Below are 26,171 nucleotides of genomic sequence, written 5' to 3'. Positions count from 1 at the left end.
GGTCCGTTCCTGGCGTGGGGCTGTGGTATAGGGGCCGTCCTGCGGGGGTGCTGTGCGATGTTGTTGCCGGTTGGTCGGCTTATCGAAACCTGCGGGGACTATCGCCCGGGGTGGGTCGCAGTGCAGACTTCTACGCGCGTCGCCCCGGTGGTCGCCGTCTTCAGCGCGGCTGCGGGGCTTCGTCGCCCTGCCCGGGTACGGGCCGGGCGGTGAACCCTGTCCTGCCTGTTCTGGAGAACGTATGCCTCTCAACCGTCGTGATTTCGTGTCCCGCGCCGCGGTGACGGCGGCCGGCGCCGCACTGGTCGGCGGTGTCTCGGCGGCCGCCGCGCAGCCGGCCGCCGCCCATGGCAAGCCCGCCCCGGTGCGCCCGCCGAAGCACGGCAAGCCAGCCGTCACCGAGTCCTTCACCGTGATGGGCACCACCGACCTGCACGGCAACGCCCTCAACTGGGACTACTTCACCGACGCCGAGTACCAGGACAAGGCGGGCAACAACGTCGGCCTGGCCAAGATCTCCACCCTGGTCCAGGGCATCCGCCAGGAGAAGGGCCGCCACCGCACCCTGCTGATCGACGCGGGCGACACCATCCAGGGCACCCAGCTCAGCTACTACTACGCCCGGATCGAGCCGATCGACCAGGGCGGCCGGCACGCCCCGGTGCACCCGATGGCGCTGGCGATGAACCACATCGGCTATGACGCGGCGGCGCTGGGCAACCACGAGTTCAACTACGGCATCCCGCTGCTGCGCGCCTTCGAGAAGCAGTGCGACTTCCCGCTGCTGGGCGCCAACGCGCTGGACGCGCGCACCGAGCGCCCGGCGTTCCCGCCGTACGTCATCCGCAAGATCCGCGCGCGCAACGGCCGGGACATCCGGGTCGGCATCCTGGGCCTGACCAACCCGGGCATCGCGATCTGGGACAAGGCCAACGTCCAGGGCAAGATGACCTTCGCCGGGATCGTGGAGCAGGCCAAGGTGTGGGTGCCCAAGCTGCGGGCGGCCGGCGCCGATGTGGTGATCGTCTCCGCCCACACCGGCGCGGACCAGCCGTCCTCGTACGGCGACCAGATCCCGTGGGCGGAGAACGCGGGCGTCGCGGTGGCCGAGCAGGTGCCGGGCATCGACGCGATGCTGATCGGCCACGCGCATGTGGAGATCGCGCAGCGGATCGTGGTCAACAAGAAGACCGGCAAGCAGGTCGTGCTCTCCGAGCCGCTGCTGTGGGGCGAGCGGCTGACCCGCTTCGACTTCGAGGCCGAGTACGTCCGTGGCTGCTGGCAGGTCACCTCGGTGCGCTCCTCGCTGCTCAACTCCAACACGGCGAAGGAGGACAAGGCGGTCGTCAAGCTGCTGGCGGCCGAGCACAAGAAGGTCGTCGCGTACGTCAACCAGGTGATCGGCACCTGTAAGGAAGCGCTGTCCATCGAGGAGGCGCCGTTCAGGGACACCCCGATCATCGACCTGATCGGCCGGGTGCAGGCGGACACCGTACGGGACGCGCTGGCCGGTACCGCGTACGCCAGCCTGCCGGTGCTGGCGCAGGCCGCGCCGTTCAACCGGACGGCGGCCATCCCGGCGGGCGATGTGAAGCTGCGGGACGCGGCCGGGCTGTACGTCTTCGAGAACACCCTGGAGGCCCGGAAGCTGACGGGTGCCCAGCTCAAGGACTACCTGGAGTTCTCGATGCGGTACTTCAGCCAGGTCCCGGTGGGCGCGCCCATCGACCGGGCGACGCTGACCAACGCGGACGGCACGCCGGACTACAACTTCGACTCCGTCTACGGCCTCACCTACGACGTCGACATCTCCAAGCCGGCCGGCCAGCGGATCGTGGGCCTGTCCTACAACGGGGCGCCGATCGACCCGGCGGCCGAGTTCGTGCTGGCGGTCAACAACTACCGGGCGAGCGGCGGCGGCAACTTCCCGCACATCGCGGCGGCACCGGTGCTGTGGACCAACTCCGACGAGATCCGCAACACGATGATCTCCTGGGTGAAGGCCAAGGGCGAGATCGACCCGGCCGACTTCGCCTCGGTGGACTGGCGGCTGGTGCGCGAGGGCGTGCCGGTCTTCTGAGCCCCGTCCGATAGGCCGGACCCCACCCGGACCCCGCCCGTACCGGACCGTACCGGAGCAGGCAGCACAGCGCCGCGGCGCCTGCTCCGGTGCGGTCGGGGTGGGGCAGGCGCCACGGCGTGCGGGCCCCGGCGCGGCGCCGCGAACGGCGGCGCGCCGGGGTGGTCCAGGGTCCGGTCAGGGCATCGGGAACTGACTGCCCATCAGGACATGACCGGCTGTCAGACCGTGAGCGGCCGGTCGGTCGGGCGGATCGGAGCCGGCAGCGCGGTCGACCCGGCCAGGTAGGCGTCCACCGCGGCGGCGGCGGAGCGGCCCTCGGCGATCGCCCAGACGATCAGCGACTGGCCCCGGCCGGCGTCGCCGCAGACGAAGACGCCCTCGGAGTTGGTCGCGAAGCGGCCGTCCCGGGCGATGTTGCCCCGGGCGTCCAGCTCGACGCCGAGCTGCTCCACCAGGCCGTTCTTGACGTCGGTGCCGGTGAAGCCCATGGCGAGGGTGACCAGCTGGGCCGGGATGGTCCGCTCGGTGCCCTCGACCGGCTGGAAGCGGCCGTCCTTGAACTCGACCTCCACCAGGTGCAGCTTCTGGACCCGGCCGTCCTCGTCGCCGGTGAAGTGGGTGGTGTTGACCGCATAGACGCGTCCCTCCTCGCCCGCCTTCGGCGAGGAGGGTCCCTGTCCGGACTCGCCCTGGCCTCTGACTCGGGCCAGATACGTGGTCTCTTCATGGGCCGAGGTGACCTTGTAGGTCATCGGCATGGTCGGCCAGGGCTGGTGCTCCGGGCGCTCGTCGCTCGGCCGGGGCATGATCTCCAGCTGGGTGACGGAGGCCGCGCCCTGCCGGTGGGCGGTGCCGACGCAGTCGGCGCCGGTGTCGCCACCGCCGATGACCACCACGTGCTTGCCCGCGGCGGAGATGGGCGACTCCACGAAGTCGCCCTCCTGCACCTTGTTGGAGAGCGGCAGGTACTCCATCGCCTGGTGGATGCCCCGCAGGTCCCGGCCGGGGACGGGCAGGTCGCGGGCGGTGGTGGCGCCGGCCGCGACCACCACCGCGTCGAACCGCTCGCGCAGCTGCTGCCCGGTGATGTCCTCACCGACGTGCACGCCGGTGCGGAAGCGGGTGCCCTCGGCGCGCATCTGCTCCACGCGCCGGTTGACGTGCCGCTTCTCCATCTTGAACTCGGGGATGCCGTAGCGCAGCAGCCCGCCGATGCGGTCGGCGCGCTCGTACACGACCACGGTGTGGCCGGCCCGGGTGAGCTGCTGGGCGGCGGCCAGGCCGGCCGGCCCGGAGCCGACGACGGCGACCGTCTTGCCGGAGAGGCGCTCCGGGATCTGCGGCGTGACGTCGCCGTTCTCCCACGCCTTGTCGATGATGGTGACCTCGACGTTCTTGATGGTCACCGGGTCCTGGTTGATGCCGAGGACGCACGCCGACTCGCACGGGGCCGGGCAGAGCCGCCCGGTGAACTCCGGGAAGTTGTTGGTGGCGTGCAGCCGCTCGCTGGCTCCGGTCCACTCGTCGCGCCAGGCCAGGTCGTTCCACTCGGGGATGAGGTTCCCCAGTGGGCAGCCGTTGTGGCAGAACGGGATGCCGCAGTCCATGCAGCGGCCGGCCTGCTTGCTGATGATCGGGAGCAGGCTGCGCTCGACGTACACCTCGTTCCAGTCCCGGAGGCGCACGTCGACCGGCCTGCGCTCGGCGTTCTGCTTCGGGGTGGTGAGGAAGCCCTTCGGGTCAGCCATTGGCCGCCTCCATCATCTTCGAGGTGGTCTCGGACTCGGAGAGCCCGTCGCGCTCGGCGGCTTCCTTGGCGGCGAGCACTGCCTTGTAGTCGGTGGGCATGATCTTGGAGAACCGGGAGACCCCGGCGCCCCAGTCGGCCAGCAGCTCGGCGGCGACGGTGGAGCCGGTCTCCTCGTAGTGCTGCTGGACGGTCTCCCGCAGCCAGGAGCGGTCGTCCTCGCCGGGGCCCTCGATGCCGACCATCCCGCCGTTGACGTGGGACGGCCGCAGGTCCAGGACGTACGCGATGCCGCCGGACATGCCGGCCGCGAAGTTGCGCCCGGTCTCACCGAGGACGACGACCCGGCCACCGGTCATGTACTCGCAGCCGTGGTCACCGACGCCCTCCACCACCAGGGTGGCACCGGAGTTGCGGACGGCGAAACGCTCGCCGGCCTTGCCGCGCAGGTGGATGCGGCCGGCGGTCGCGCCGTAGCCGATGGTGTTGCCGGCGATCACGTGGCTCTGCGCGTCGGCGCCGATCGCGGCGGCCTCCCGGGAGGGCCGGACCACCAGCACGCCGCCGGAGAGGCCCTTGCCGACGTAGTCGTTGGCGTCGCCCTCCAGGCGCAGCGTCACACCGCGCGGTACGAAGGCGCCGAAGGACTGGCCGGCCGAGCCGGTGAAGGTCACGTCGATGGTGCCCTCGGGCAGGCCCTCGCTGCGGTAGCGCTTGGTCACCTCATGGCCGAGCATGGTGCCGACCGTGCGGTTGACATTGCGGATCGGCAGCTGGACGCGGACCGCCTCACCGTGCTCCAGGGCTTCGGAGCAGAGGGTGATCAGCTGGTTGTCCAGCGCCTTGTCCAGGCCGTGGTCCTGGTCGATGGTGCGGTGCAGCGCGGCGCCCTCGGGGAGGGCGGGGACGTGCAGCAGCGGGGCGATGTCGAGCCCGGCGGTCTTCCAGTGGCGGACGGCGTCGTCGGCGTCGATCAGCTCGGCGCGGCCGACGGCCTCCTCCAGGGTGCGGAAGCCCAGCTCGGCGAGGAGCTCGCGGACCTCCTCCGCGATGAACTCGAAGAAGTTGATCACGAACTCGGGCTTGCCGGTGAAGCGCTCGCGCAGCACCGGGTTCTGGGTGGCCACGCCGACCGGGCAGGTGTCCAGGTGGCAGACGCGCATCATCACGCAGCCGGAGACGACCAGCGGGGCGGTGGCGAAGCCGAACTCCTCGGCGCCGAGCAGCGCGGCGATGACCACGTCGCGGCCGGTCTTCAGCTGGCCGTCGGTCTGCACCACGATCCGGTCGCGCAGGCCGTTGAGCAGCAGCGTCTGCTGGGTCTCGGCCAGGCCCAGCTCCCAGGGGCCGCCCGCGTGCTTGAGGCTGGTCAGCGGGGAGGCGCCGGTGCCGCCGTCGTGGCCGGAGACCAGCACCACGTCCGCGTGGGCCTTGGAGACGCCCGCCGCGACCGTGCCGACGCCGACCTCGGAGACGAGCTTCACATGGATGCGCGCGGCCGGGTTGGCGTTCTTCAGGTCGTGGATGAGCTGGGCGAGGTCCTCGATGGAGTAGATGTCGTGGTGCGGCGGCGGGGAGATCAGGCCGACGCCCGGGGTGGAGTGCCGGGTCTTGGCGACCCACGGGTAGACCTTGTGGCCGGGCAGCTGGCCGCCCTCGCCGGGCTTGGCGCCCTGGGCCATCTTGATCTGGATGTCGTCCGCGTTGACCAGGTACTCGGAGGTGACGCCGAAGCGGCCGGAGGCAACCTGCTTGATCGCGGAGCGGCGCTCGGGGTCGTACAGCCGCTCGGGGTCCTCGCCGCCCTCGCCGGTGTTGGACTTGCCGCCGAGGCGGTTCATCGCGATGGCGAGGGTCTGGTGCGCCTCCATGGAGATGGAGCCGTAGGACATGGCGCCGGTGGAGAACCGCTTGACGATCTCGGAGACCGGCTCGACCTCGTCGATCGGGACGGCGGGCCGCTCGCCGTCCCTGAGCTTGAAGAGGCCGCGCAGCGTCATCAGCCGCTCGGACTGCTCGTTCACCCGGGCGGTGTACTGCTTGAAGATGTCGTAGCGGCGGGCGCGGGTGGAGTGCTGGAGCCGGAAGACCGTCTCCGGGTCGAAGAGGTGCGGCTCGCCCTCGCGGCGCCACTGGTACTCGCCGCCGATCTCCAGCGCGCGGTGCGCGGAGGGGACGCCGGAGACCGGGTACGCCTTGGCGTGGCGGGCGGCGGTCTCCTGGGCGATCTCGGCCAGGCCGATGCCGCCGAGCTTGGTGGTGGTGCCGGCGAAGTAGGTGTCCACCAGCTCCTGGGAGAGGCCGATGGCCTCGAAGACCTGGGCGCCCCGGTAGGAGGCGACGGTGGAGATGCCCATCTTGGACATCACCTTGAGCACGCCCTTGCCGAGGGCCTTGATCAGGTTGCGGATGGCCTTCTCGGGCTCGCTGCCCTTGATGAAGACGCCGGAGCGCACCTGGTCCTCGACCGACTCCATGGCCAGGTAGGGGTTGACCGCGGCGGCGCCGTAGCCGATCAGCAGTGCGACATGGTGGACCTCGCGCACATCGCCGGCCTCGACCAGCAGCGTCACCTGGGTGCGCTGCTTGGTGCGGATGAGGTGGTGGTGGATCGCGGAGGTGAGCAGCAGCGACGGGATCGGGGCGTGCTCGGCGTCCGAGTGGCGGTCGGAGAGCACCACGATCCGGGCGCCGTCGGCGATGGCCGCGTCGGTCTCGTCCGCGATCTCGGCCAGCCGGGCGGCCAGGGCCTCGCCGCCGCCGGAGACCCGGTAGAGGCCGGAGAGGGTGACGGCCTTGAGGCCGGGCTGGTCGCCGTCGGCGTTGATGTGGACGAGCTTGGCCAGCTCGTCGTTGTCGATCACCGGGAACGGCATGTTGATCGTGCGGCAGGAGGCCGGTTCGGCCTTGAGCAGGTTGCCCTCCGGGCCGAGGTTGGAGCCGAGGGAGGTGACCAGCTCCTCCCGGATGGCGTCCAGCGGCGGGTTGGTGACCTGTGCGAACAGCTGGGTGAAGTAGTCGAACAGCAGCCGGGGCCGGTCGGAGAGCGCGGCGATGGGGCTGTCGGTGCCCATCGAGCCGATCGGCTCGGCGCCGGTGCGGGCCATCGGCGCGAGCAGGACCCGCAGCTCCTCCTCGGTGTAGCCGAAGGTCTGCTGGCGGCGGGTGACCGAGGCGTGGGTGTGCAGGATGTGCTCGCGCTCGGGGAGCTTGCCGAGCTGGATCTGCCCGGCTGCCAGCCATTCGGCGTACGGGTGCTCGGCGGCCAGCTTGGACTTGATCTCGTCGTCCTCGACGATCCGGTGCTCGGCGGTGTCGATCAGGAACATCCGGCCGGGCTGGAGGCGGCCCTTGCGGACCACGGTCTCCTGGTCGATGTCCAGCACGCCGACCTCGGAGGAGAGCACGACCAGGCCGTCCTCGGTGACCCAGTAGCGGGCGGGGCGCAGGCCGTTGCGGTCCAGTACGGCGCCGATCTGGGTGCCGTCGGTGAAGGTGACGCAGGCCGGGCCGTCCCAGGGCTCCATCAGGTTGGAGTGGTACTGGTAGAAGGCGCGGCGGGCGGCGTCCATGGTGGCGTGGTTCTCCCACGCCTCCGGGATCATCATCAGCACCGAGTGCGGCAGCGAGCGGCCGCCGAGGTGGAGCAGCTCCAGCACCTCGTCGAAGGACGCGGAGTCGGAGTGGTCCGGGGTGCAGATGGGGAAGATCCGGTCCAGGCCGCCGGGGGTGTCGCCGCCGGGGATCAGCTCGGTGGCGAGCTGGGACTCGCGGGCCCGCATCCAGTTGCGGTTGCCCTTGACGGTGTTGATCTCGCCGTTGTGGGCGACGAACCGGTACGGGTGGGCCAGCGGCCAGCTCGGGAAGGTGTTGGTGGAGAACCGGGAGTGGACCAGGCCGAGCGCGGAGGCGAAGGTGCGGTCGGAGAGGTCCGGGAAGAACGGCTCCAGCTGCCCGGTGGTGAGCATGCCCTTGTAGACGATCGTCCGGGCGGAGAGCGACGGGAAGTAGACCCCGGCCTCGCGCTCGGCGCGCTTGCGGACCACGAAGGCGACCCGGTCCAGCTCGATGCCGCTGCGGGCGCGGTCCGGGTCGGCCACGAAGAGCTGGCGGAAGCGGGGCATCACCGAGCGGGCGGTGGCGCCGAGCAGCTCCGGGGTGACCGGGACGTCGCGCCAGCCGAGGACGGCGAGCCGTTCCTCGGTGGCGATGGCCTCGATCCGGGCGGCCGCCGCGTCGGCGGCGGCGTCCTCGTCGGGCAGGAAGGCGATGCCGACCGCGTAGTCACCGGCGGCCGGCAGCTCGAAGTCGGTGTGGGCGCGCAGGAAGGCGTCCGGGATCTGGGTGAGGATGCCCGCTCCGTCGCCGGAGTCGGGCTCGGAACCGGTGGCCCCGCGGTGTTCGAGGTTGCGCAGCACGGTCAACGCCTGCTCGACGATGCGGTGGTCCGCAGTGCCGGTCAGCGTCGCCACGAAGCCGACGCCACAGGCGTCATGCTCGTTGCGCGGGTCGTACAGGCCCTGAGAGGCGGGGCGCGCGTCCTTGACGGCCGCGTAAGGCCCGGAGCGCATGGACGCAGACAGCATCGGCTCTCCCGTCGTCGTCTTTTGGCAAATTCAATTGCGCTAGAGAGACGACGTTGGCCCTCTGCGGAGTGCGTGCAGGTTACATGATGCCGGGCGTCCCGGGAAGTGGATTCTGGCGTCCACAATGCGGACGCAGTCCCAGGTCAGAGCTGGTTACCAGCAGGTAAGCGCTTCCGGGGGACAGGTGGCAGTTCACCTATGCGTCCAGAAAAGTCTGCCCAGCGCACCGCCCGCCGAAACCGGGCCGAAACATTGCACGACGAAACATTGCACGAGAAGCAGGTCGCGCCGCATTGCGCTCCGCCGGCCCTCTGGGTGGCCACCTACCCCCAGCCGATGGTAAACGACACCGGGCCACCGGCGGCAGCCCGGAAGGTCAAACCTTGGTATGTATATCTATGCAGTGGTACCGCTGGCCATACGACACACCGTACGACACCCGGTCAGCCGATGCCGCTGCCGATCAGCCGACCCAGCAGGAAGGTGAGACCCGCCGCCGCGCTGCCCAGCAGCAGCTGCCGCAGCCCGCTGTACCACCAGCTGCGGGCGGTCACCCGGGAGACCACCGCGCCGCAGAGGAACAGCCCGACCATCGCCACCAGCAGCGCGGGCAGCAGCGTGGCCGCACCCAGCAGATACGGCAGCACCGGCAGCAGCGCGCCCACCGCGAAGGCACCGAAGGAGGAGACCGCCGCCAGCAGCGGCGACGGCAGGTCCGTCGGGTCGACGCCCAGCTCCTCGCGGGCGTGTATCTCCAGTGCCTGCTCCGGGTCGACCGACAGCTGCCGGGCCACCTCGGCGGCCAGCTCCGGCTCCACCCCGCGCGCCACATACAGCTGGGCCAGCTCCGCCAGCTCGTCCTGCGGGTTGTGGCGCAGCTCCCGGCGCTCCACCTCCAGCTCCGCCTCGACCAGCTCCCGCTGGGAGGCCACCGAGGTGTACTCACCGGCCGCCATCGAGAACGCGCCGGCCGCCAGGCCCGCCAGCCCGGCCAGGATCACCGTGGTCCGCCCGGCGTCCCCGCCCACCACGCCGGTCATCAGCGCCACATTGGAGACCAGGCCGTCCATCGCACCGAACACGGCGGGCCGCAGCCAGCCGCCGTTCACATCGCGGTGGCTGTGCAGATGCGCCTCGGCCGAGATCGGCCCGGCGGCCGGTACGGGGGCGTCCGATGCCGTGATGGTCGCTGCCACGCCGCATGCCTCCTGTAAAGCAGGTCCCCCCCGATGGGGCCCACAGAAGTCGAACGTAGCGGCGTCCGGGATTTCTTTCCAGCAAGGAAAGCCTGACCGAACCCGCTGGTGAGAGCGGTCCGCACCACGCGCGACGGCCGCCCGCGCCGGGTGGCGGGGGCGGCCGTCGTGGCGGCGGAAGGGGGTTCAGCTGCGCTTTCCGGCCTCGCGGACCGGGGTCTCCTCGGGCTGCGGCCCACCGTCGCCGACGGCCTCGGCCAGCGCGGCGCCGGACTTCGCGGGGTCGTCCAACGGCTCCTCGGCACCGGGCTGGCCGGCACCGGGCTGGCCGGCTGCGGGCTCGCCGTCCGTGAGCTTGCCGGCTGCGGGCCCGGAGTCTGTGGGCCCGGAGTCTGTGGGCCCGGAGTCTGTGGGCCCGGAGTCCGCCGGGTCGGTCGCGTCCGCCCCGCCCTCCGGGGCCGCCGGGCGGGCGGCCGGGTCGACGTCGGTCTCCCGGCCGGGGAACCGCTTGGCGGAGACCACGAAGTAGACCACGGCGGCGAGGAAGACGACGATCGCGGTCCAGTCGTTGAGCCGCAGGCCCCCGATGCGGTGGGCCTCGTCGATTCGCAGGTACTCGGTCCAGAACCGGCCCACGGTGTAGGCCGCGACATAGAGCGCGAAGGCCCGGCCGTGGCCCAGCCGGAACCGGCGGTCGGCCCAGAGCACCAGCACCGCGACCCCGATGCACCAGAGCGATTCGTACAGGAACGTCGGGTGGTAGGTGGCCAGCTCCTTGGTCGCGTCCGGCCGGTGGTCGTAGTCGATCTTCAGACCCCAGGGCAGCGTGGTCGGCCTGCCGAACAGCTCCTGGTTGAACCAGTTGCCCCAGCGCCCGCACGCCTGCGCCAGCGCGATGCCCGGCGCCAGCGCGTCCGCCCAGGCGGGCAGCGGCACACCCGCCCGGCGGCAGCCCACCCAGGCGCCGACGGCGCCCAGCGCGATGGCGCCCCAGATGCCCAGCCCGCCGTTCCAGATCTTCAGCGCGTCCAGCGGGTGCCGGCCCGCGCCGAAGTAGAGCTGGTGGTCGGTGATCACGTGGTAGAGCCGGCCGCCGACCAGGCCGAAGGGCACCGCCCAGACCGCCACGTCACCCACCGTGTGGGCGGCCCCGCCGCGGGCGACCCAGCGCCTGCTGCCGAGCCAGACGGCGACGACCACGCCGATGATGATGCAGAACGCGTACGCGCGCAGCGGGAGCGGTCCGATGTGGATCACGCCCCGCGACGGGCTCGGGATGAATGCAAGGTCCATGGCAAGGAAGACGCTACCGTGCCGCGCGCGGCGCGTCCGTACCGGTTGGGGAACGATCGCCGCCGCGCCCGTGCGGGGCACGGCGGCGGAAACGTCCCGGTTCAGTGCGGGAGGACCGTCCCCGGCGAGTGCGTCGGGGACGGCAAGGCGGCTCCGCCCGGCTTTGCGGCGGCCGGACGGGCCTCGGACTCCGACGGTACGGGGTGCGCGGCCCCGGCGGAGGATGTGGCGGCCACCGACGGGCTCGCGGCGGCGGTGCCGCCCAGCCGCTTGCCCTTGTTCGCCGCGTCCACCCAGGCGACCAGATTGGCCGGGCTGATCTCCTGGTCACCCTTCTTCGGGAAGATCGAAACCCCGTTGAGCAGTACGGTCGGCGTCGAGGTGTGGCCCGACTTGTCGAAGTCCTGCTCCACCGCGGACACCCAGCCGCCGTACTTGTCGCTGTTGACGCACTTCTCGAACGTCGGAGTGACCAGCCCCGGCACCTTCCCCGCCAGGGTGATCAGCTTGCTCCGATCGCTCCACGGGTCCTCGGTCTCCGGCGGCTGGTTGGCGTAGAGGACGTTGTGGTACGCCCGGAACTTGCCCGCGTCCTGGGCGCAGGCCAGCGCATTGGCACCGTTCTTGGAGCCGGTGCCGTTGTCGTGCCGGTCGATGAAGGACACGATGTGGTAGTTGCCGTAGATCTTGCCCTGGTCCAGCAGCTTGTCGATGGTCGGGCGGAACGTCTTCTCGAACAGCTGGCAGGCCGGGCAACGCGGGTCCTCGTACACCGTGAGGGTGGAGGGGGCGTCGGCGGCTCCGTCCGGGATGATCAGCTTGTCGGGGCCGATCGCCCCGGTGGGGGCGGCGGCGGGGGTCGCCGGCGCGCTGCGCCTGCTCTGCACCGCCACCCCGACCCCCACCGCGACGGCGATCACGGCGATCACCGAGCCGAGCACCGCCAGCTTCTTGTTCCGCCTGGCCCGTGCCTCCTGGGCCTGCCGCTCGGCGATCATCCGCTCGCGGGCGGTGCGCTTGCTCTCTCGGTTCTTCTCACTCATCTGCATGTGCTGCCTTGCTCACAGGGAGGAACGGGACCGGCGCGGCGGCCGGTGCGGCGGACGTCAGGGTGGTGCTATCGGTACTGCCATCGGGATCGGGACTCCGGGTGTCTGCGGGCGCTGGGCCTGGCGGCGGCGGGCTGGTGGCGGCGGGCTGGGACTCCGGGCTGGGGGCTCCGGACTGGGGGCTCCGGGCTGGGCGGCGGTGGCTCAGGCGGCCAGCCAGCCGTCGGCCGAGACCCGGCTGCGCGGCTTCCACACCAGCCAGGCGGCCAGCAGCAGGAACCCGGAGTCGCGCAGGATCTCCTGGAGGTACTTGGTCTGCGAGGCGGCGACCTGCCCGCCACCGCCGAAGCAGCCGCAGTCGATCGTCAGACCGCGCGCCCAGACCGAGGAGATGCCCGCGATGAAGACCAGCAGCAGCACGCCGGAGAGGAAGGCCGCGATCCGGGTGCCCAGCCCGACCAGCAGCAGCAGGCCGAGCGCCAGCTCCAGGAACGGCAGGCCGTAGCCGACCGGCTTGACCAGCGACTCCGGCAGCAGCCGGTAGGCGCGGACCGCCTGCGCGGCCTCCGCCGGATCGGAGATCTTGGCCAGCCCGGCCCAGGCCCAGACGGCGGCCAGGCCGAGTCGGACGGCGAGGCCGGCCCAGGCCGCCGCCGGCCCGTCCAGCAGTCGCCGCAGGCCGGGGCGGTCCTCGGCGGGGCGGTCTGCGGAACGGGCGGTCATGGCGTCCTGCGATGTGGTCATCGGTGGTTCCCCCTCGGAGAGCCGCGCCCGGGTACGGGACACGGTGTGGTCGGCTGCGCGAAGATGCATGTCCTGGGAACCCCGCACGGGCGGGGCGGGGTTCCCAGGGGCCGGTTTCTCCCCCCGGCGCGCCGGGTCAGCCGCGGGCCGCCTTCAGCAGGAAGGTGCGCAGCGCGGCCGGCTTTTCGGCCAGCTCCGGGTGGGCCACCAGGTCGACCGCTTTGCCGTTCACCACCAGGCCGGGGGTGCCGGCCTTGAACCCGTCGGCGTAGCGGTCGTACGCGTCCTGGGCGTCGTCCACCCAGTCCGCGTACTGCTCGGAGCGCACGGCCTCGTCGAACGTCCTGCCGCGCAGACCGGGCACGTCGGAGGCGATCCGCAGCAGCCGGTCGACGGTGAAGCCGTCCTGCCGCTCGGGCGGCTGGTTGCGGTAGAGCAGCGCGTTGTAGAGCGGGAAGCCGCCGACCGCCAGGGCGGCGCGGGCGGCGTTGGCGGCCCGGTGGGCGCCGTCGCCGGGCAGCCGCTCGTCCAACGAGCACTCGATCACATAGCGGAGCCGCACGGTGCCGTCCGCCGCCAGCCGGGCGAGGGTCTCGCCCTGGGCCGCCTCGAAGCGGCGGCAGTCCGGGCAGCGGTAGTCCTCGTACAGCGTCACGGTGACCGGGGCCCGGGTGCGGCCGACGTCGATCGCCACGCCGTCCCGGTCCAGCCGGGCGGGGAGGGTGCGCAGCAGGGCGGCGCCGGGGATCTTGGGCAGTTCCGGGCGCGCCCCGGGCAGCGCGGGGGCGGCCGAGCCGCTGATCGGCCGGCCGACCAGCACCGCGCGGACCAGGCCGCCGGCTCCGCCGCGACCGGCGCGCTCCAGGGACTCGCCGTCCCGGACCAGCGCCGCGCGGGCCAGGGCCGGCCGGCCGGTCTGCTCCGCGCCGCGGTGCGCCAGCGCCCGGCCGACCACCGCCTCGCCGCCGACGGCGGCGACGAGGGCGGCCACCGCGACGGCGGTCCGCAGGACTCTGGCGTGCTGATAGCGGGGCACGTGCGATCCTCTCGCCGACTCTGGTCCCAACCGGTGACGGCGGCGCCCGGGGAAGGGCGGGCACCGCCGAACCTGCGGTACGTCAACGAGGCGCGGGCCCGCGCGGTTGCGCCGGGGCCGCCCGCACCACCCGTACGGGGGACCCGGGGAACGCGAGACGGCCCGCCGCCCTCCTGGGCAGCGGGCCGTACGCGTGGCGGTGGCGCGGGCTCAGCGGCGGCGGACCCCGGTGGCCAGCTCGCCGGCCAGGGCGCGCAGGGCGGCCAGGCCGGCCTCCTCGTCCCCGGCGGCGTCCAGCAGCCGCTGGACGAAGGCCGAGCCGACGATGACGCCGTCGGCGAAGGCCGCGACCTCGGCCGCCTGCCCGGCGGTGGAGACGCCCAGGCCGACGCAGATCGGCAGCTCGGTGGTGCCCCGGGTCCGCTTGACCAGGTCCTCCGCCAGGTGGCCGACCTGGTTGCGGGTGCCGGTGACGCCCATCACGGCGGCGGCGTACACAAAGCCGCTGCCGACCGAGGTGATCTGCGCCAGGCGCTCGTCGCGGCTGCTGGGGGCGACCACGAAGACGGTGTCCAGACCGTGCTTCGCGGCGGCCGCCCGCCACTCCTCGGACTCCTCCACCGGCAGGTCGGGGAGGATGCAGCCCGCTCCCCCGGCGGCGGCCAGGTCGGCGGCGAACCGCTCGACGCCGTACCGGTCGACCGGGTTCCAGTAGGTCATCACCAGCACCGGCGCGTCGACCGCCGAGGCGACCTCGCGGACGGTGCGCAGCACGTCGCTGATCTTCACTCCGCCGCGCAGCGCGATGTCGTCGGCGGTCTGGATGGTGGGGCCGTCCAGCACCGGGTCGGAGTGCGGCAGGCCGACCTCGACGGCGTCGCAGCCGCCCTCGACCAGGGCCCGGATCGCCTTGATCCCGCCGTCGACGGTGGGGAAGCCGGCCGGCAGATAGCCGATGAGGGCGGCCCGGTCCTCGGAGCGGGCGGTGGCGAGGGCGGCGCTGAGCCTGCTCGGCGTGGTGCTCTGCGTGGTCATGGTCAGTTCCCCGCCTTCTCGTCGGCCTCGGTGGCGATGCTCCGGTCGGACGGCGCCTCGGCGTCGCGGCCCGGGTCGTCGAACAGCCCGAAGTACTCGGCGGCCGTGTGCATGTCCTTGTCGCCGCGCCCGGAGAGGTTCACCAGGATGACGGCCTCCGGGCCCAGCTCGCGGCCCAGCTCCAGGGCGCCGGCCAGTGCGTGGGCGCTCTCGATGGCCGGGATGATGCCCTCGGTGCGGGAGAGCTGGAGCAGCGCCTGCATCGCCTGGTCGTCGGTGATCGGGCGGTACTCGGCGCGGCCGGTCTCCTTCAGCCAGGAGTGCTCCGGGCCGATGCCGGGGTAGTCCAGGCCGGCCGAGATCGAGTGGCTCTCGATGGTCTGGCCGTCCTCGTCCTGGAGCATGTAGCTGCGGGCGCCGTGCAGCACGCCGGGCTCGCCCTTGGTCAGGGTGGCGGCGTGGCGGGGGGTGTCCACGCCCTCCCCGGCGGCCTCGCAGCCGATCAGGCGCACCCCGGCGTCCGGGATGAACTCGTGGAAGATGCCCATCGCGTTGGAGCCGCCGCCGACGCAGGCCACCACGGCGTCGGGCAGCCGGCCGACCCGGTCCAGCACCTGGCCGCGCGCCTCGATGCCGATCACCCGGTGGAAGTCGCGGACCATCATCGGGAACGGGTGCGGTCCGGCGACCGTACCGAACAGGTAGTGGGTGGAGTCGACATTGGCGACCCAGTCGCGGAACGCCTCGTTGATGGCGTCCTTGAGGGTGCGGCTGCCGGACTTCACCGAGACGACCTCGGCGCCGAGCATCCGCATCCGGGCGACGTTCAGGGCCTGCCGCTCGGTGTCGACCTCGCCCATGTAGATGGTGCACTCCAGGCCGAACAGGGCGCACGCGGTGGCGGTGGCGACGCCGTGCTGGCCGGCGCCGGTCTCCGCGATGACCCGGGTCTTGCCCATCCGGCGGGTGAGCAGGGCCTGGCCCAGCACGTTGTTGATCTTGTGCGAGCCGGTGTGGTTGAGGTCCTCCCGCTTGAGCAGCACCCGGGCGCCGCCGGCCAGCTCGGAGAAGCGGTGGACGTCGGTCAGCGGGCTGGGCCGACCGGTGTAGTCCTTGAGCAGGCCGTCGAGTTCGGCGGCGAAGGCCGGGTCGGCCTTGGCCTTCTCGTACTCCTCCGCGACCTGCTCGACGGCGGCGACCAGCGCCTCCGGGATGAAGCGCCCGCCGAAGCGGCCGAAGTAGCCGCGGGCGTCCGGAACCTGGGGTCCGGTGTGGTGGTCCGTGGGCATGACGGATCCCTCTGTGTGGTGGGCCGATAGCTGTGGTCGTACCAGCTGCGTGCGGCCGGGGCCGGTGGCCCCTCCCCCTCCGGTCAGGGGGTGCGCGGAACCACGGGCCCCTGGGCCCGCTGGTCCCGCTGCCGCGTCCGGCGGCGCCATCGGCGGCCCTGCACCTGTCCGGGCTCGCACCCGATGACGTAGCGGACCCGCCGGCCGTGGACCCGGCGGGCGGGGGCGCGGCAGCCGCGCGGACGGCAGCCCGACTGGAGGGCGGCGCCGAGACGCAGCGGAGGGTGGGGGCGGCGACCGAGGTACGAGGGAGCGGCACCCGGCCGCAGCGGAGTCGAGGCAGAGCCCGACCCGACCACCGCACGGGCGGCGCCGAGACGCAGCGGAGGGTGGGGGCGGCGACCGAGGTACGAGGGAGCGGCACCGGCGGCCGGCGCCGTGGGGGCGCAGGGCCGGGGCCGGGCCGGGGCGGGGCCCGGTCCGGCGGCGGTCTCGTGGTGTCGGTCGGCGGACATGGCGGCGGGGTCAGTCCCGTCCGTGGCGCAGCGCGGGGTGGGCGCCGGCCGCGACCAGGTCCGCGACGGCGGCCTTGGGGTCGCCGCCGGTGACCAGGGACTCGCCCACCAGCACGGCGTCGGCGCCGTCGTTGGCGTACGCGATCAGGTCGTGCGGGCCGCGCACGCCGGACTCCGCGACCTTGACGATGCGGTCGGGAATGCTCGGTGCCACGTTGGCGAAGGTGTTGCGGTCGACTTCGAGGGTCTTGAGGTTGCGGGCGTTGACACCGATGACCCTGGCCCCGGCGTCGACGGCGCGCGCCACCTCCTCCTCGTCGTGCACCTCGACCAGCGGGGTCAGCCCGATCGACTCGGCGCGCTCGATGAGCGACACCAGGGCGGGCTGCTCCAGGGCGGCGACGATCAGCAGGGCGAGGTCGGCGCCGTACGCGCGGGCCTCCCACAGCTGGTAGGCGGTGACGATGAAGTCCTTGCGCAGCACCGGGGTGTCCACGGCGGCGCGGACGGCCTCCAGGTCGGCGAGGGAGCCGCCGAAGCGGCGCTGCTCGGTGAGGACGCTGATCGCGGCGGCGCCACCGGCCTCGTAGTCGCGGGCCAGGGCCGCCGGGTCGGCGATGGCGGCCAGTGCGCCCTTGGAGGGGCTGGACCGCTTGACCTCGCAGATCACCCGGACACCCTCGCCGCGCAGCGCGGCCACGCCGTCCTTGGCGTCGGGGGCCTTGGCCGCCCTCGCCTTGAGGTCGTCCAGGGAGACCCGGGCCTGACGCTCGGCGAGGTCCTGGCGGACTCCGTCGATGATCTCGTCGAGCACGCTCACGCGGGGCCCCCTTCTGTGGTGTCGGTGGTACGGACGGCTGTGCGTCGGCGGGGTGGCCGGGCACGGTACCCGACGGGTTCGCGGTGTCGTGGGCCGACCGTTTCTTCGATGGTATCGGCAGAGCCCGGCACGGCTCGCATCCGGTCTGCCCCGGTCTCGCTCGGTGGACAGCGGGCGGTCGACGTGCGGGCAGGTCAGGGGGCCAGCCATGCCCCGGCCGGCAGGTTGCGCAGCACCGTGAAGGCGATCAGCGCGGCGATGGTCGCGGCGGCGTGCCGCCCGCGCAGGACCGGCGGACGGAAGGGGCGCGGGCCCAGCGCGGCAGCGGTCCAGCGGGCCCAGAGCAGCGCGGCGGCGGTGCAGGCGAGCACGGCGAGCAGATTGTCGTGCAGCGCCTGTACGGGGTGCCCGTGGGTCAGGGCGTGTACGCAGCGCAGGCCGCCGCAGCCGGGGCACCACCAGCCGGTGGCCTGGTGGAACGGGCAGACCGGGTAGCGGCCGGGCGTGCCGGGGTCCACCGCGGCGACGTACAGCACCGGGAGGGCCACCGCCGTCAGGGCGGCCAGCGGGGGCGCCAGCCGGCGGGCGGTGGAGGGGCGTGCGGGTGCGGCCGGGGCGTTCACGTCCCTGATTGTGCCCCGGCCGGGCCGGCCGCCGCGCGGTGGGCGCGGGCGGCCGGCCCGGCCGTGTCGTACGACCGGCGGGGGCCGCCCGGCCGGGGCGTCAGCGTGCGCCGGAGGTGCGGGGCTGCTGGCCGAGGCCGGCCAGCTGCATCACCTTGCCGACCACGAGGGCCAGGACGGTGAGGCCGATGCCGACCCAGAAGAGCCACACGGTGGCCGCCACGACGGCCATGCCGGCCACGATGAAGCCGATGAACGCGATGATGACGCCGGTCCACGCGGCGGGGGTGTGGCCGTGGGCTGCTGCCGACATTGCTGGTGCTCCTTGCTGCCGGTAATGGCGGTGTCCAGGAGCTCGGGGCCTGGCGCTGAGCGCCCCGAGCGGGTTTCTCGGTGACATTCTCCCCGACCGGCCCGAATGCGGCCGACCGGGGTCCGCGTAACGGTCATCCGGTACGGCGAACCGGCACCGACCCGGGGCGGTAGTGCTTTGGGGGTTGGGGTCAGGGGGTGGTGGGGTCTTCGCCGCGGTCCAGGGCCTTCCAGAAGTCGGCCGGGGCGTCCGGGGTGGCGGTGCGGCGGGGGGTGGGCCGGCTGGGGGCGTCGTAGCGGCTGGACATGGCCGGCCAGTCGCGGCCGCGCAGCACGGTGAGCACCCCCGCCGCGCAGAGCAGGACACCGCCCAGGACGGTGACCCAGGGCCAGACGGTGTGGGTGATGTGTTCGGCGGTGGCGCTGCTCAGCGCCACGCTGCGCGCCGCCTTGGCGTCCACCGCCGAGGTGTCGGCGGCGCCGAGGGCCGCCACCACGGCGGAGCCCGCGCCCGCCAGTGCGACCAGGGCGCCGACCGCGACCCGGCCGACCCGGCGGACGGCGAACACGGCGACCGCCGAGGCCAGGCCGACCAGGGCGAGCGCGCCGGGCGCGCCGGAGACGTCCCGTCCGGTGGCGGTCAGCTCGGTCCGGCCGAGGCCGGAGACACTGCCCCCGGCCCAGGGCCGGCCGGTGGCCCAGAGCACCAGCACCGCACCGACCAGGGTGAGCAGCAGCATCACCGCCAGACCACGGCGGCGGCGGGCGGGGCCGGCCGGGGGCGCGTCAGCGGTGTCGGCCTGGGCTTCGGCGGCGGTCCGGGGTTCGGGCTGAGCGTTCACCCGTCCAGTGTCGCCGGTGGCCGGGCGCGGCCCGTCACCGGGGCGGCCGCAGCGTCGCGGCGGTGGCGACGGCCCGCAGGACGGCGGCGGCCTTGTTGCGGCACTCGGCGTCCTCGCTCGCCGGGTCGGAGTCGGCCACCACCCCGGCCCCCGCCTGCACATACGCGGTGCCGTCGCGCAGCACGGCGGTGCGGATGGCGATGGCGGTGTCGGAGTCGCCGGCGAAGTCCAGGTAGCCGACGCAGCCGCCGTACAGGCCGCGCCGGGTGGGCTCCAGCTCCTCGATGATCTGCATGGCGCGGGGCTTGGGCGCGCCGGAGAGGGTGCCGGCCGGGAAGCAGGCGGTGAGCACGTCGAAGGCGGTGCGGCCGGGGGCGACCCGGCCGGTGACGGTGGAGACGATGTGCATGACGTGGCTGTAGCGCTCGACCGACATGAAGTCGACCACCTCGACGCTGCCCGGTTCGCAGACCCGGCCCAGGTCGTTGCGGCCCAGGTCGACCAGCATCAGGTGCTCGGCGCGCTCCTTGGGGTCGGCGAGCAGTTCGGCGGCCAGGTCGGCGTCCTCCTGCGGGGTGGCGCCGCGGTGCCGGGTCCCGGCGATGGGGTGCAGCATGGCCTGGCCGTCCGCGACCTTGACCAGCGCCTCCGGGCTGGAGCCGACGACGTCGAAGCCGCCCTCGGCGGTGCCGTCCGGTCCGGGGAAGCGGAACAGGTACATGTAGGGGCTGGGGTTGGTGGTCCGCAGCACCCGGTAGACGTCCAGGGCGCCGGCCGGGCAGGGCGCCTCGAACCGCTGCGAGGGGACGACCTGGAACGCCTCCCCGGCCCGGATGCGCTCCTTGACCGCCTCCACCGCGCGGCGGAACGGCTCGCCGCCGAAGGGCGACACGGCGTCGGCGGGGCCGGTGGGGGTGAGGACGGCCGCGCCGGTGTCCACCGGGCGGGCCAGGTCGGCGGTCATCGCGTCGAGCCGGGCGACGGCGTCCTGGTACGCCTCCTCGACGCCGGACGGCAGGTCGTTGTGGTTGACCGCGTTGGCGATCAGCAGCACGGTGCCGTCGGCGTGGTCGAGCACGGCCAGGTCGGTGGCGAGCAGCATGGTCAGCTCGGGGAGCTTCAGGTCGTCGGGCGCCAGGGTGGGGATCTTCTCCAGGCGGCGGACGACGTCGTACCCGAGGTAGCCGACCATGCCGCCGGTGAGCGGCGGCAGCTCGGTTCCGATGTGCAGGTCGCGGGGGGTGTGCAGGGCGTCGACGGTGGCGCGCAGCACCTGGAGCGGGTCGCCCTCGGTGGGGATGCCGACCGGCGGGGTGCCGTGCCAGCGGGCGCCGCCGTCGGCGTCGGCGGTGAGGGTGGCGGCGCTGCGGACGCCGACGAAGGAGTAGCGGGACCACGAGCGGCCGTTCTCCGCCGACTCCAGCAGGAAGGTGCCGGGCCGCTCACCGGTGAGCTTGCGGTACAGCCCGACAGGGGTGTCGCCGTCGGCCAGCAGGCGCCTGGTGACCGGGATGACCCGGTGGTCGACTGCGAGTTTGCGGAAGGCGTCGAGGTCCGGGGTGACGGTGCCCGTGGTCATGCGGGTGAGCCTACCGGTCGGCGGGGGCGGCGAGCGGCAGCGCGTCGGCGTCGAAGCAGGTGCGGTCGCCGGTGTGGCAGGCGGCTCCCACCTGGTCGACCTTGACCAGCAGGGTGTCCCCGTCGCAGTCGAGTGCGACGGACTTGACGTGCTGGACGTGGCCGGAGGTGTCGCCCTTGACCCAGTACTCGCGGCGGCTGCGGCTCCAGTAGGTGCAGCGGCCGCTGGTGAGGGTGCGGTGCAGGGCCTCGTCGTCCATCCAGCCGAGCATCAGCACCTCGCCGGTGTCGTACTGCTGGGCGATGGCGGGGAGCAGGCCGTCGGCGGTGCGCCGGAGGCGGGCGGCGACGGCCGGGTCGAGGGCCGTGCTGCCGGGGGCCGCCGGACGGGCGGCGGCGGGATCGGGGGCGGTGCTGGGCATGGGTCCATTGTGGCAGGCCCGGCGGGCGGTGGGCGGCGGTGGCCGATCGGTGGACAGCCGGCGCGCGGGCCGGGCGGGAGCGCCGTCCCGGAGCCGACGTACGGTCAGCCGTATTCGCCGGACGGTCGTTTACCGGCATTCCATGGCCATCGGGTACCCCGGATGCGGCATCCTTCCCCCATGAGTCACACGCCGCCGCAGCCGCCACCCATACCCCCCGGCCCGCCGCCAGGACCGCCCACCGGGCCGCGCCGCAGCCGGAGGGCCAGGATCGGCGCGCTGACGGCGGGCGCGGTGGTCCTGCTGGCGGCCGCCGGCGGCGGGCTGTACCTCCTGCTGCGCCCGCACGACGCCGCCCCGGCGGCCGCGCCGAGCCCGCCGCCGCCCAGCACCGCGCCCGCGAGCCCGCCGCCGACGCCGAGCGACACCCCGGACCTGCCGTATGTGCTGCTGACGCCGGGCACCTGCTTCGACCACCCCAATCTCACCAAGGGCCTCCGCAAGGTCGTCGAGCGGCCCTGCGACAAGCCGCACGACGGCGAGGCGGTCGCCAATGTGACCATCAAGGGCAAGTACGCCCACGACAGCGAGATCGCGAACGCCGTACGCAAGCAGTGCACCACCGCCGGGAAGGCCACCGCCGACCGCCAGGCGGAGGGGAGCCACTACTACAGCTACGTCCTGACGCCGTCGGTCGCGCTGTACCACCAGGGCTACGACAAGGCGACCTGCACGCTCACCGCCAGCTACACGGTGGGCGGGAAGAAACTGACCTCCAAGCTCCGCTGACGGACCGTCGGCGGGCGCGTACGCTGGGTGGCATGTCGACTTACGCGCGCGAGCAGCGCCGCCGCCTGGCCGCTCTGCTGGAGGAGGCGGGCCCACAGGCCCCCACGCTGTGCGAAGGGTGGACGGCCGCCGACCTGGCCGCCCACATCGTGGTGCGCGAGCGCCGGCCGGACGTCTTGCCCGGCATCGTCATCCCGGCGCTGGCGGGCTGGACCGCCAAGGTGCAGGACCGGTACGCGGCCCGGCCGTTCACCGAGCTGCTGTCGCTGATCCGCTCCGGCCCCGGGCGGGTGTCGCTGTTCGCGCTGCCGGGCGCGGACGAGGGCGGCAACACGGCGGAGTACTTCGTGCACGCGGAGGACGTGCGCCGGGCCGGGGCGGAGTGGAAGCCCGAGCCGCTGGACCCCGGCCTGGCGGAGGCGCTCTGGCGGCGGGTGCCGATGGCGGCCCGGATCGAGGCCGGCCAGCGCTCCCCGGTGGGCCTGGTGCTGCGCCGTCCGGACGGCCAGACGGTGGTGGCCCGCAAGGGCACCCCGGTGGTCACCGTCACCGGCGAGCCGGGTGAGCTGCTGCTGTTCGCCTACGGCCGCAGCAGCCGGACGGCGGTCACCGTGGAGGGCGATCCGGACGCGGTCCGGCTGCTCTCCACGGCGCTGCGGCTGCCGCCCGAGGTCTGACGACGGCGCCGCCCCGGAGCGGCCGGGCCGTTCCGGGGCGGCGGTCGGGGCTCAGCGGACCGGGTGGCCGGTGGTCCGCAGGGCGTCCTTGACCTGGCCGATGCGCAGGTCACCGAAGTGGAAGACGCTGGCGGCGAGCACCGCGTCGGCGCCCGCGTCCACGGCCGGGGCGAAGTCGTCCACCTTGCCCGCGCCGCCGGAGGCGATCACCGGGACGGTGACGGCCTTGCGGACGGCCCGCAGCATCTCCAGGTCGTAGCCGTCCTTGGTGCCGTCGGCGTCCATGGAGTTGAGCAGGATCTCGCCGGCGCCCAGGTCGGCGGCCTCGGCGGCCCACTCCACCGCGTCCAGGCCGGTGCCCCGGCGGCCGCCGTGGGTGGTCACCTCGTACCCCGAGGGGGTCTCGGTGCCCTCCGGGCAGCGCCGGGCGTCCAGCGAGAGCACCAGCACCTGGCGGCCGAAGCGGTGGGCGATCTCGCGGACCAGCTCGGGGCGGGCGATGGCGGCGGTGTTGACGCCGACCTTGTCCGCGCCGGCCCGCAGCAGCTGGTCGACGTCCCCGGTGCTGCGGACGCCGCCGCCGACGGTCAGCGGGATGAAGACCTGCTCGGCGGTGCGGCGCACCACGTCATAGGTGGTCTCCCGGTCGCCGGAGGAGGCGGTGATGTCCAGGAAGACCAGCTCGTCGGCGCCCTCGGCGTCGTAGATCTTGGCCATCTCGACCGGGTCGCCTGCGTCCCGCAGGTTCTGGAAGTTCACGCCCTTGACCACACGGCCGGCGTCGACGTCCAGGCAGGGGATCACACGGACGGCGAGAGTCATCGGTTTCCTTCCTCGGCGGTGGTGCCCAGCCGGGCGGCCAGGCCCACCTGGTGGGCGTCGACCTCCACCTCGACCATCATGCGGGAGTCCAGCAGCGCGTCGACCACGACCATGGTGGAGGCCGGCCGGACCTGGTCGAACAGCTCCTTGTGGGCCCGGCTCACCTCATCGGTGTCCCGGACGTGGGTGAGGTACATCCGGGTGCGGACCACATCGCGCACGCCCAGGCCGAACTTCTCCAGCGCCTCGAAGGCGACCCCGAAGGCGTCCAGGGTCTGGCCGTGCGGGTCGCCCTCGTGCTGCACCATGCCGTCGTACCAGGCGGTGCAGCCGGAGACGAGGACGAAGTCGCCCGCCGCGACCGCGCGGGAGAAGCCGATCTCCTCCTCGTACGGGGAGAATCCGGAGACGCGGCGTGCGTCAGGGTCCGTCATGAGACAGCCTCCAGGGCCTCTTCGAGGGTGAACTTCTGCTCGTAGAGGGCCTTGCCCACGATCGCGCCCTCGACACCCACCGGCACCAGCCCGGAGATGGCACGCAGGTCGTCCAGCGAGGAGACGCCGCCGGAGGCGACGACCGGGCGGTCGGTGGCGGCGCAGACGTCACGCAGCAGCTGGAGGTTGGGGCCGGCCAGGGTGCCGTCCTTGTCGACGTCGGTGACGACGTAGCGGGAGCAGCCGTCGGCGTCGAGGCGGGCCAGCACCTCGTAGAGGTCGCCGCCCTCGCGGGTCCAGCCCCGGCCGCGCAGGGTGGTGCCGATGACGTCCAGCCCGACGGCGATCCGGTCGCCGTGCTCCGCGATGGCCTTGCGGACCCACTCCGGGGACTCCAGCGCGGCGGTGCCCAGGTTGACCCGGCGGCAGCCGGTGGCCAGGGCCGCGCGCAGCGACTCGTCGTCGCGGATGCCGCCGGACAGCTCCACCTTCACATCGAGGCGGCCGACGACCTCGGCGAGCAGCTCGCGGTTGGAGCCGGTGCCGAAGGCGGCGTCCAGGTCGACCAGGTGGATCCACTCGGCACCGGCCTGCTGCCAGGCGAGGGCGGCGGTGAGCGGCTCGCCGAAGGAGGTCTCGGTGCCGGACTCCCCCTTCACCAGGCGGACGGCCTGGCCGTCACGGACGTCGACGGCGGGGAGGAGTTCGAGACGGTGCTGGGTGGACATGCGGGTACGGCTCCGGGCTTCTGTCAGGAGTACGGGGGCGGGAGTACGGGGCAGGAGTGCGGCGGGCGGGTCGGGCTAGAGGGAGCCGACCCAGTTGGTGAGGAGGGCCGCGCCGGCGTCGCCGGACTTCTCCGGGTGGAACTGGGTGGCGGCCAGCGGGCCGTTCTCCACCGCGGCGATGAACGGCTCGCCGTGGGTGGCCCGGGTGACCAGCGGTGCCTTGATCCGGTCGTTGGTGACGGTCAGCTCCCAGTGCCGTACGGCGTAGGAGTGGACGAAGTAGAAGCGCGCGTCGGCGTCCAACCCGGCGAAGAGGGTGGAGCCGGCCGGCGCGTCCACGGTGTTCCAGCCCATGTGCGGCACCACCGGGGCGTGCAGCGGCTCCACGGTGCCCGGCCACTCGTCGCAGCCGGCCGTCTCCTCGCCGTGCTCGACGCCACGGGCGAAGAGGATCTGCATGCCCACGCAGATGCCGAGGACGGGCCGGCCGCCGGCCAGCCGGCGGCCGATGATCTGCTCGCCGCGTACCGCGCGCAGCCCCTGCATGCAGGCGGCGAAGGCGCCGACGCCGGGGACGAGCAGGCCGTCGGCGTCCAGCGCGGTCTGGAAGTCGGCGGTGACGGTGACGTCCGCCCCGACGCGCTCCACGGCGCGCTGGGCGGAGCGGAGGTTGCCGGAGCCGTAGTCGAGGACGACCACGTGCTTGCCCATATCGTTCCTTACCTGGGTGGGGACCTGGGTGGGGGTCGGTCCGTCGCCTGGGGCGGCGCTCGGAGGCAGACCGCGCGGAGGACCGCTCAGAGGATGGTGAGGCCCCACGCGAGGCTGAGCACCGCGCCGACGGCCAGCAGGGTGATCGCGCCCTTGGACTGCTGCTGCTTCCAGAAGGAGTAGACGCCGCCCAGCAGGAAGAGGCCGAATGCGATCAGCAGGATTGCCTTGGTGCTCACAGCGCGCCCTTGGTCGAGGGGAGGATGCCCTCGGCGCGCGGGTCGCGCTCCGAGGCGTAGCGCAGCGCTCGGGCCAGCGCCTTGAACTGGCACTCCACGATGTGGTGGGCGTTGCGGCCGTACGGGACGTGGACGTGCAGCGCGATCTGCGCCTGCGCGACGAAGGACTCCAGGATGTGGCGGGTCATCGTGGTGTCGTATGTGCCGATCATCGGCGCCATGGTGTCCGGCTCGGTGTGCACCAGGTAGGGGCGGCCCGACAGGTCCACGGTGACCTGGGCGAGCGACTCGTCCAGCGGGACGGTGCAGTTGCCGAAGCGGTAGATGCCGGTCTTGTCGCCGAGGGCCTGCTTGAAGGCGGCGCCGAGCGCGAGGGCGGTGTCCTCGATGGTGTGGTGGGTGTCGATGTGCAGGTCGCCCTCGGTCTTGACGGTGAGGTTGAAGAGACCGTGGCGGCCGAGCTGGTCGAGCATGTGGTCGTAGAAGCCGACACCGGTGGAGACGTCCACCCTGCCGGTGCCGTCGAGGTCGATCTCGACCAGGACGGAGGTCTCCTTGGTGGTGCGCTCCACGCGTCCGATTCGGGACATGGGGTTGTTAC

Annotated in this window: 25 protein-coding genes; 3 read left to right on the top strand and 22 right to left on the bottom strand. The window is 73.2% G+C overall.

All coding sequences use genetic code 11. From position 1 onward, the window contains the following. The first annotated feature begins 241 nt into the window (after positions 1-241). On the top strand, positions 242-2,080 hold the full coding sequence (locus tag ACIQGZ_RS11925) for a bifunctional metallophosphatase/5'-nucleotidase (protein WP_402601131.1): 1,839 nt from the start codon (positions 242-244) through the stop codon (positions 2,078-2,080). A 221-nt stretch (positions 2,081-2,301) separates the two neighbouring features. Here ACIQGZ_RS11925 and ACIQGZ_RS11920 read toward each other — a convergent pair whose 3' ends face one another. The 16 genes from ACIQGZ_RS11920 to hisI form a co-directional block, all read right to left on the bottom strand. After that, a complete protein-coding gene (locus ACIQGZ_RS11920; protein ID WP_402601130.1) occupies positions 2,302-3,831 on the bottom strand; it encodes a glutamate synthase subunit beta in 1,530 nt (509 codons plus the stop codon). Continuing rightward, a complete protein-coding gene (gene gltB / locus ACIQGZ_RS11915; RefSeq protein ID WP_402601128.1) occupies positions 3,824-8,416 on the bottom strand; it encodes a glutamate synthase large subunit in 4,593 nt (1,530 codons plus the stop codon). The genes ACIQGZ_RS11920 and gltB overlap by 8 nt, the downstream gene beginning before the upstream one ends. 443 nt (positions 8,417-8,859) lie before the next feature. Continuing rightward, positions 8,860-9,561, bottom strand: coding sequence for a VIT1/CCC1 transporter family protein (locus tag ACIQGZ_RS11910; RefSeq protein WP_402601460.1), 702 nt, complete (start codon positions 9,559-9,561; stop codon positions 8,860-8,862). A 237-nt stretch (positions 9,562-9,798) separates the two neighbouring features. Beyond that, positions 9,799-10,905: a prolipoprotein diacylglyceryl transferase gene (lgt, locus tag ACIQGZ_RS11905; protein WP_402601126.1), complete on the bottom strand. Its 1,107-nt coding sequence runs from the start codon at positions 10,903-10,905 to the stop codon at positions 9,799-9,801. Positions 10,906-11,006: 101 nt separating this feature from the next. After that, complete coding sequence (locus ACIQGZ_RS11900; RefSeq protein ID WP_402601124.1) at positions 11,007-11,948, bottom strand: DsbA family protein; 942 nt, start codon at positions 11,946-11,948, stop codon at positions 11,007-11,009. A 210-nt stretch (positions 11,949-12,158) separates the two neighbouring features. After that, the gene (locus tag ACIQGZ_RS11895) at positions 12,159-12,698 is read right to left on the bottom strand and encodes a MauE/DoxX family redox-associated membrane protein (protein WP_402601123.1); all 540 of its coding nucleotides are present in this window, start codon (positions 12,696-12,698) and stop codon (positions 12,159-12,161) included. Positions 12,699-12,834: 136 nt separating this feature from the next. Further along, complete coding sequence (locus tag ACIQGZ_RS11890; RefSeq protein ID WP_402601121.1) at positions 12,835-13,734, bottom strand: thioredoxin domain-containing protein; 900 nt, start codon at positions 13,732-13,734, stop codon at positions 12,835-12,837. Between the two features lie 210 nt (positions 13,735-13,944). Further along, positions 13,945-14,769, bottom strand: a complete 825-nt coding sequence (gene trpA, locus ACIQGZ_RS11885) for a tryptophan synthase subunit alpha (RefSeq protein ID WP_402601119.1) — start codon at positions 14,767-14,769, stop codon at positions 13,945-13,947. 2 nt (positions 14,770-14,771) lie between these two features. Further along, a complete protein-coding gene (trpB, locus tag ACIQGZ_RS11880; RefSeq protein WP_402601118.1) occupies positions 14,772-16,058 on the bottom strand; it encodes a tryptophan synthase subunit beta in 1,287 nt (428 codons plus the stop codon). 83 nt (positions 16,059-16,141) lie between these two features. Continuing rightward, positions 16,142-16,336, bottom strand: coding sequence for a tryptophan biosynthesis modulator TrpM (trpM, locus tag ACIQGZ_RS11875; RefSeq protein WP_402601459.1), 195 nt, complete (start codon positions 16,334-16,336; stop codon positions 16,142-16,144). 247 nt (positions 16,337-16,583) lie between these two features. Beyond that, positions 16,584-17,393: an indole-3-glycerol phosphate synthase TrpC gene (gene trpC, locus ACIQGZ_RS11870; protein WP_402601117.1), complete on the bottom strand. Its 810-nt coding sequence runs from the start codon at positions 17,391-17,393 to the stop codon at positions 16,584-16,586. 194 nt (positions 17,394-17,587) lie between these two features. Beyond that, entirely contained in the window at positions 17,588-18,016 is a 429-nt protein-coding gene (locus ACIQGZ_RS11865; protein ID WP_402601116.1) for a DUF2752 domain-containing protein, read from the bottom strand. Positions 18,017-18,116: 100 nt separating this feature from the next. Then, positions 18,117-18,329 carry an HGxxPAAW family protein gene (locus ACIQGZ_RS11860; protein WP_402601114.1) on the bottom strand — a complete coding sequence of 71 codons (213 nt, stop codon included), beginning with the start codon at positions 18,327-18,329 and terminating at the stop codon, positions 18,117-18,119. A 190-nt stretch (positions 18,330-18,519) separates the two neighbouring features. Continuing rightward, positions 18,520-19,170, bottom strand: a complete 651-nt coding sequence (locus ACIQGZ_RS11855; RefSeq protein WP_402601112.1) for a TIGR02234 family membrane protein — start codon at positions 19,168-19,170, stop codon at positions 18,520-18,522. Positions 19,171-19,204: 34 nt separating this feature from the next. Next, a complete protein-coding gene (locus tag ACIQGZ_RS11850; RefSeq protein WP_402601111.1) occupies positions 19,205-20,749 on the bottom strand; it encodes an anthranilate synthase component I in 1,545 nt (514 codons plus the stop codon). A gap of 10 nt (positions 20,750-20,759) precedes the next feature. Next, on the bottom strand, positions 20,760-21,170 hold the full coding sequence (gene hisI / locus ACIQGZ_RS11845; RefSeq protein WP_402601110.1) for a phosphoribosyl-AMP cyclohydrolase: 411 nt from the start codon (positions 21,168-21,170) through the stop codon (positions 20,760-20,762). A gap of 180 nt (positions 21,171-21,350) precedes the next feature. Here hisI and ACIQGZ_RS11840 point away from each other — a divergent pair, with 180 nt between their 5' ends. Then, positions 21,351-21,959: a hypothetical protein gene (locus ACIQGZ_RS11840; protein ID WP_402601109.1), complete on the top strand. Its 609-nt coding sequence runs from the start codon at positions 21,351-21,353 to the stop codon at positions 21,957-21,959. Between the two features lie 32 nt (positions 21,960-21,991). Beyond that, positions 21,992-22,636: a TIGR03085 family metal-binding protein gene (locus ACIQGZ_RS11835; protein WP_402601108.1), complete on the top strand. Its 645-nt coding sequence runs from the start codon at positions 21,992-21,994 to the stop codon at positions 22,634-22,636. Between the two features lie 51 nt (positions 22,637-22,687). On the opposite strand, the gene hisF is transcribed toward ACIQGZ_RS11835, so the two are convergent. The 6 genes from hisF to hisB all read right to left on the bottom strand — a co-directional run bounded on the left by hisF (position 22,688) and on the right by hisB (position 26,160). Then, positions 22,688-23,458, bottom strand: coding sequence for an imidazole glycerol phosphate synthase subunit HisF (gene hisF / locus ACIQGZ_RS11830; RefSeq protein WP_402601106.1), 771 nt, complete (start codon positions 23,456-23,458; stop codon positions 22,688-22,690). Further along, positions 23,455-23,892, bottom strand: coding sequence for a RidA family protein (locus ACIQGZ_RS11825; RefSeq protein ID WP_402601104.1), 438 nt, complete (start codon positions 23,890-23,892; stop codon positions 23,455-23,457). The genes hisF and ACIQGZ_RS11825 overlap by 4 nt, the downstream gene beginning before the upstream one ends. Continuing rightward, positions 23,889-24,620: a bifunctional 1-(5-phosphoribosyl)-5-((5-phosphoribosylamino)methylideneamino)imidazole-4-carboxamide isomerase/phosphoribosylanthranilate isomerase PriA gene (gene priA, locus ACIQGZ_RS11820; protein WP_402601102.1), complete on the bottom strand. Its 732-nt coding sequence runs from the start codon at positions 24,618-24,620 to the stop codon at positions 23,889-23,891. The genes ACIQGZ_RS11825 and priA overlap by 4 nt, the downstream gene beginning before the upstream one ends. 75 nt (positions 24,621-24,695) lie before the next feature. Continuing rightward, positions 24,696-25,331 (bottom strand): imidazole glycerol phosphate synthase subunit HisH, encoded by a 636-nt coding sequence (gene hisH, locus ACIQGZ_RS11815; protein ID WP_402601101.1) that lies wholly within the window; start codon positions 25,329-25,331, stop codon positions 24,696-24,698. Positions 25,332-25,417: 86 nt separating this feature from the next. Beyond that, positions 25,418-25,570 (bottom strand): hypothetical protein, encoded by a 153-nt coding sequence (locus ACIQGZ_RS11810; protein WP_402601099.1) that lies wholly within the window; start codon positions 25,568-25,570, stop codon positions 25,418-25,420. After that, positions 25,567-26,160 (bottom strand): imidazoleglycerol-phosphate dehydratase HisB, encoded by a 594-nt coding sequence (hisB, locus tag ACIQGZ_RS11805; RefSeq protein WP_402601097.1) that lies wholly within the window; start codon positions 26,158-26,160, stop codon positions 25,567-25,569. The genes ACIQGZ_RS11810 and hisB overlap by 4 nt, the downstream gene beginning before the upstream one ends. Positions 26,161-26,171: the final 11 nt, after the last annotated feature.

This window comes from Streptomyces sp. NPDC092296 (assembly GCF_044755465.1).
In the GTDB taxonomy this organism is placed as follows: Bacteria; Actinomycetota; Actinomycetes; order Streptomycetales; family Streptomycetaceae; genus Peterkaempfera.
This window is presented reverse-complemented; position numbering and strand designations above follow the sequence as displayed.

Coding starts and splice junctions, on each gene's coding strand:
- priA (WP_402601102.1), bottom strand. CDS start 24,620: ATGTCCACCCAGCACCGTCTCGAACTCCTCCCCGCCGTCGACGTCCGT.
- ACIQGZ_RS11900 (WP_402601124.1), bottom strand. CDS start 11,948: ATGAGTGAGAAGAACCGAGAGAGCAAGCGCACCGCCCGCGAGCGGATG.
- ACIQGZ_RS11920 (WP_402601130.1), bottom strand. CDS start 3,831: ATGGCTGACCCGAAGGGCTTCCTCACCACCCCGAAGCAGAACGCCGAG.
- ACIQGZ_RS11835 (WP_402601108.1), top strand. CDS start 21,992: ATGTCGACTTACGCGCGCGAGCAGCGCCGCCGCCTGGCCGCTCTGCTG.
- hisH (WP_402601101.1), bottom strand. CDS start 25,331: ATGGGCAAGCACGTGGTCGTCCTCGACTACGGCTCCGGCAACCTCCGC.
- trpB (WP_402601118.1), bottom strand. CDS start 16,058: ATGCCCACGGACCACCACACCGGACCCCAGGTTCCGGACGCCCGCGGC.
- ACIQGZ_RS11895 (WP_402601123.1), bottom strand. CDS start 12,698: ATGACCACATCGCAGGACGCCATGACCGCCCGTTCCGCAGACCGCCCC.
- gltB (WP_402601128.1), bottom strand. CDS start 8,416: ATGCTGTCTGCGTCCATGCGCTCCGGGCCTTACGCGGCCGTCAAGGAC.
- hisB (WP_402601097.1), bottom strand. CDS start 26,160: ATGTCCCGAATCGGACGCGTGGAGCGCACCACCAAGGAGACCTCCGTC.
- ACIQGZ_RS11850 (WP_402601111.1), bottom strand. CDS start 20,749: ATGACCACGGGCACCGTCACCCCGGACCTCGACGCCTTCCGCAAACTC.
- ACIQGZ_RS11860 (WP_402601114.1), bottom strand. CDS start 18,329: ATGTCGGCAGCAGCCCACGGCCACACCCCCGCCGCGTGGACCGGCGTC.
- ACIQGZ_RS11925 (WP_402601131.1), top strand. CDS start 242: ATGCCTCTCAACCGTCGTGATTTCGTGTCCCGCGCCGCGGTGACGGCG.
- ACIQGZ_RS11825 (WP_402601104.1), bottom strand. CDS start 23,892: ATGACGGACCCTGACGCACGCCGCGTCTCCGGATTCTCCCCGTACGAG.
- ACIQGZ_RS11840 (WP_402601109.1), top strand. CDS start 21,351: ATGAGTCACACGCCGCCGCAGCCGCCACCCATACCCCCCGGCCCGCCG.
- trpA (WP_402601119.1), bottom strand. CDS start 14,769: ATGACCACGCAGAGCACCACGCCGAGCAGGCTCAGCGCCGCCCTCGCC.
- hisF (WP_402601106.1), bottom strand. CDS start 23,458: ATGACTCTCGCCGTCCGTGTGATCCCCTGCCTGGACGTCGACGCCGGC.
- lgt (WP_402601126.1), bottom strand. CDS start 10,905: ATGGACCTTGCATTCATCCCGAGCCCGTCGCGGGGCGTGATCCACATC.
- hisI (WP_402601110.1), bottom strand. CDS start 21,170: ATGCCCAGCACCGCCCCCGATCCCGCCGCCGCCCGTCCGGCGGCCCCC.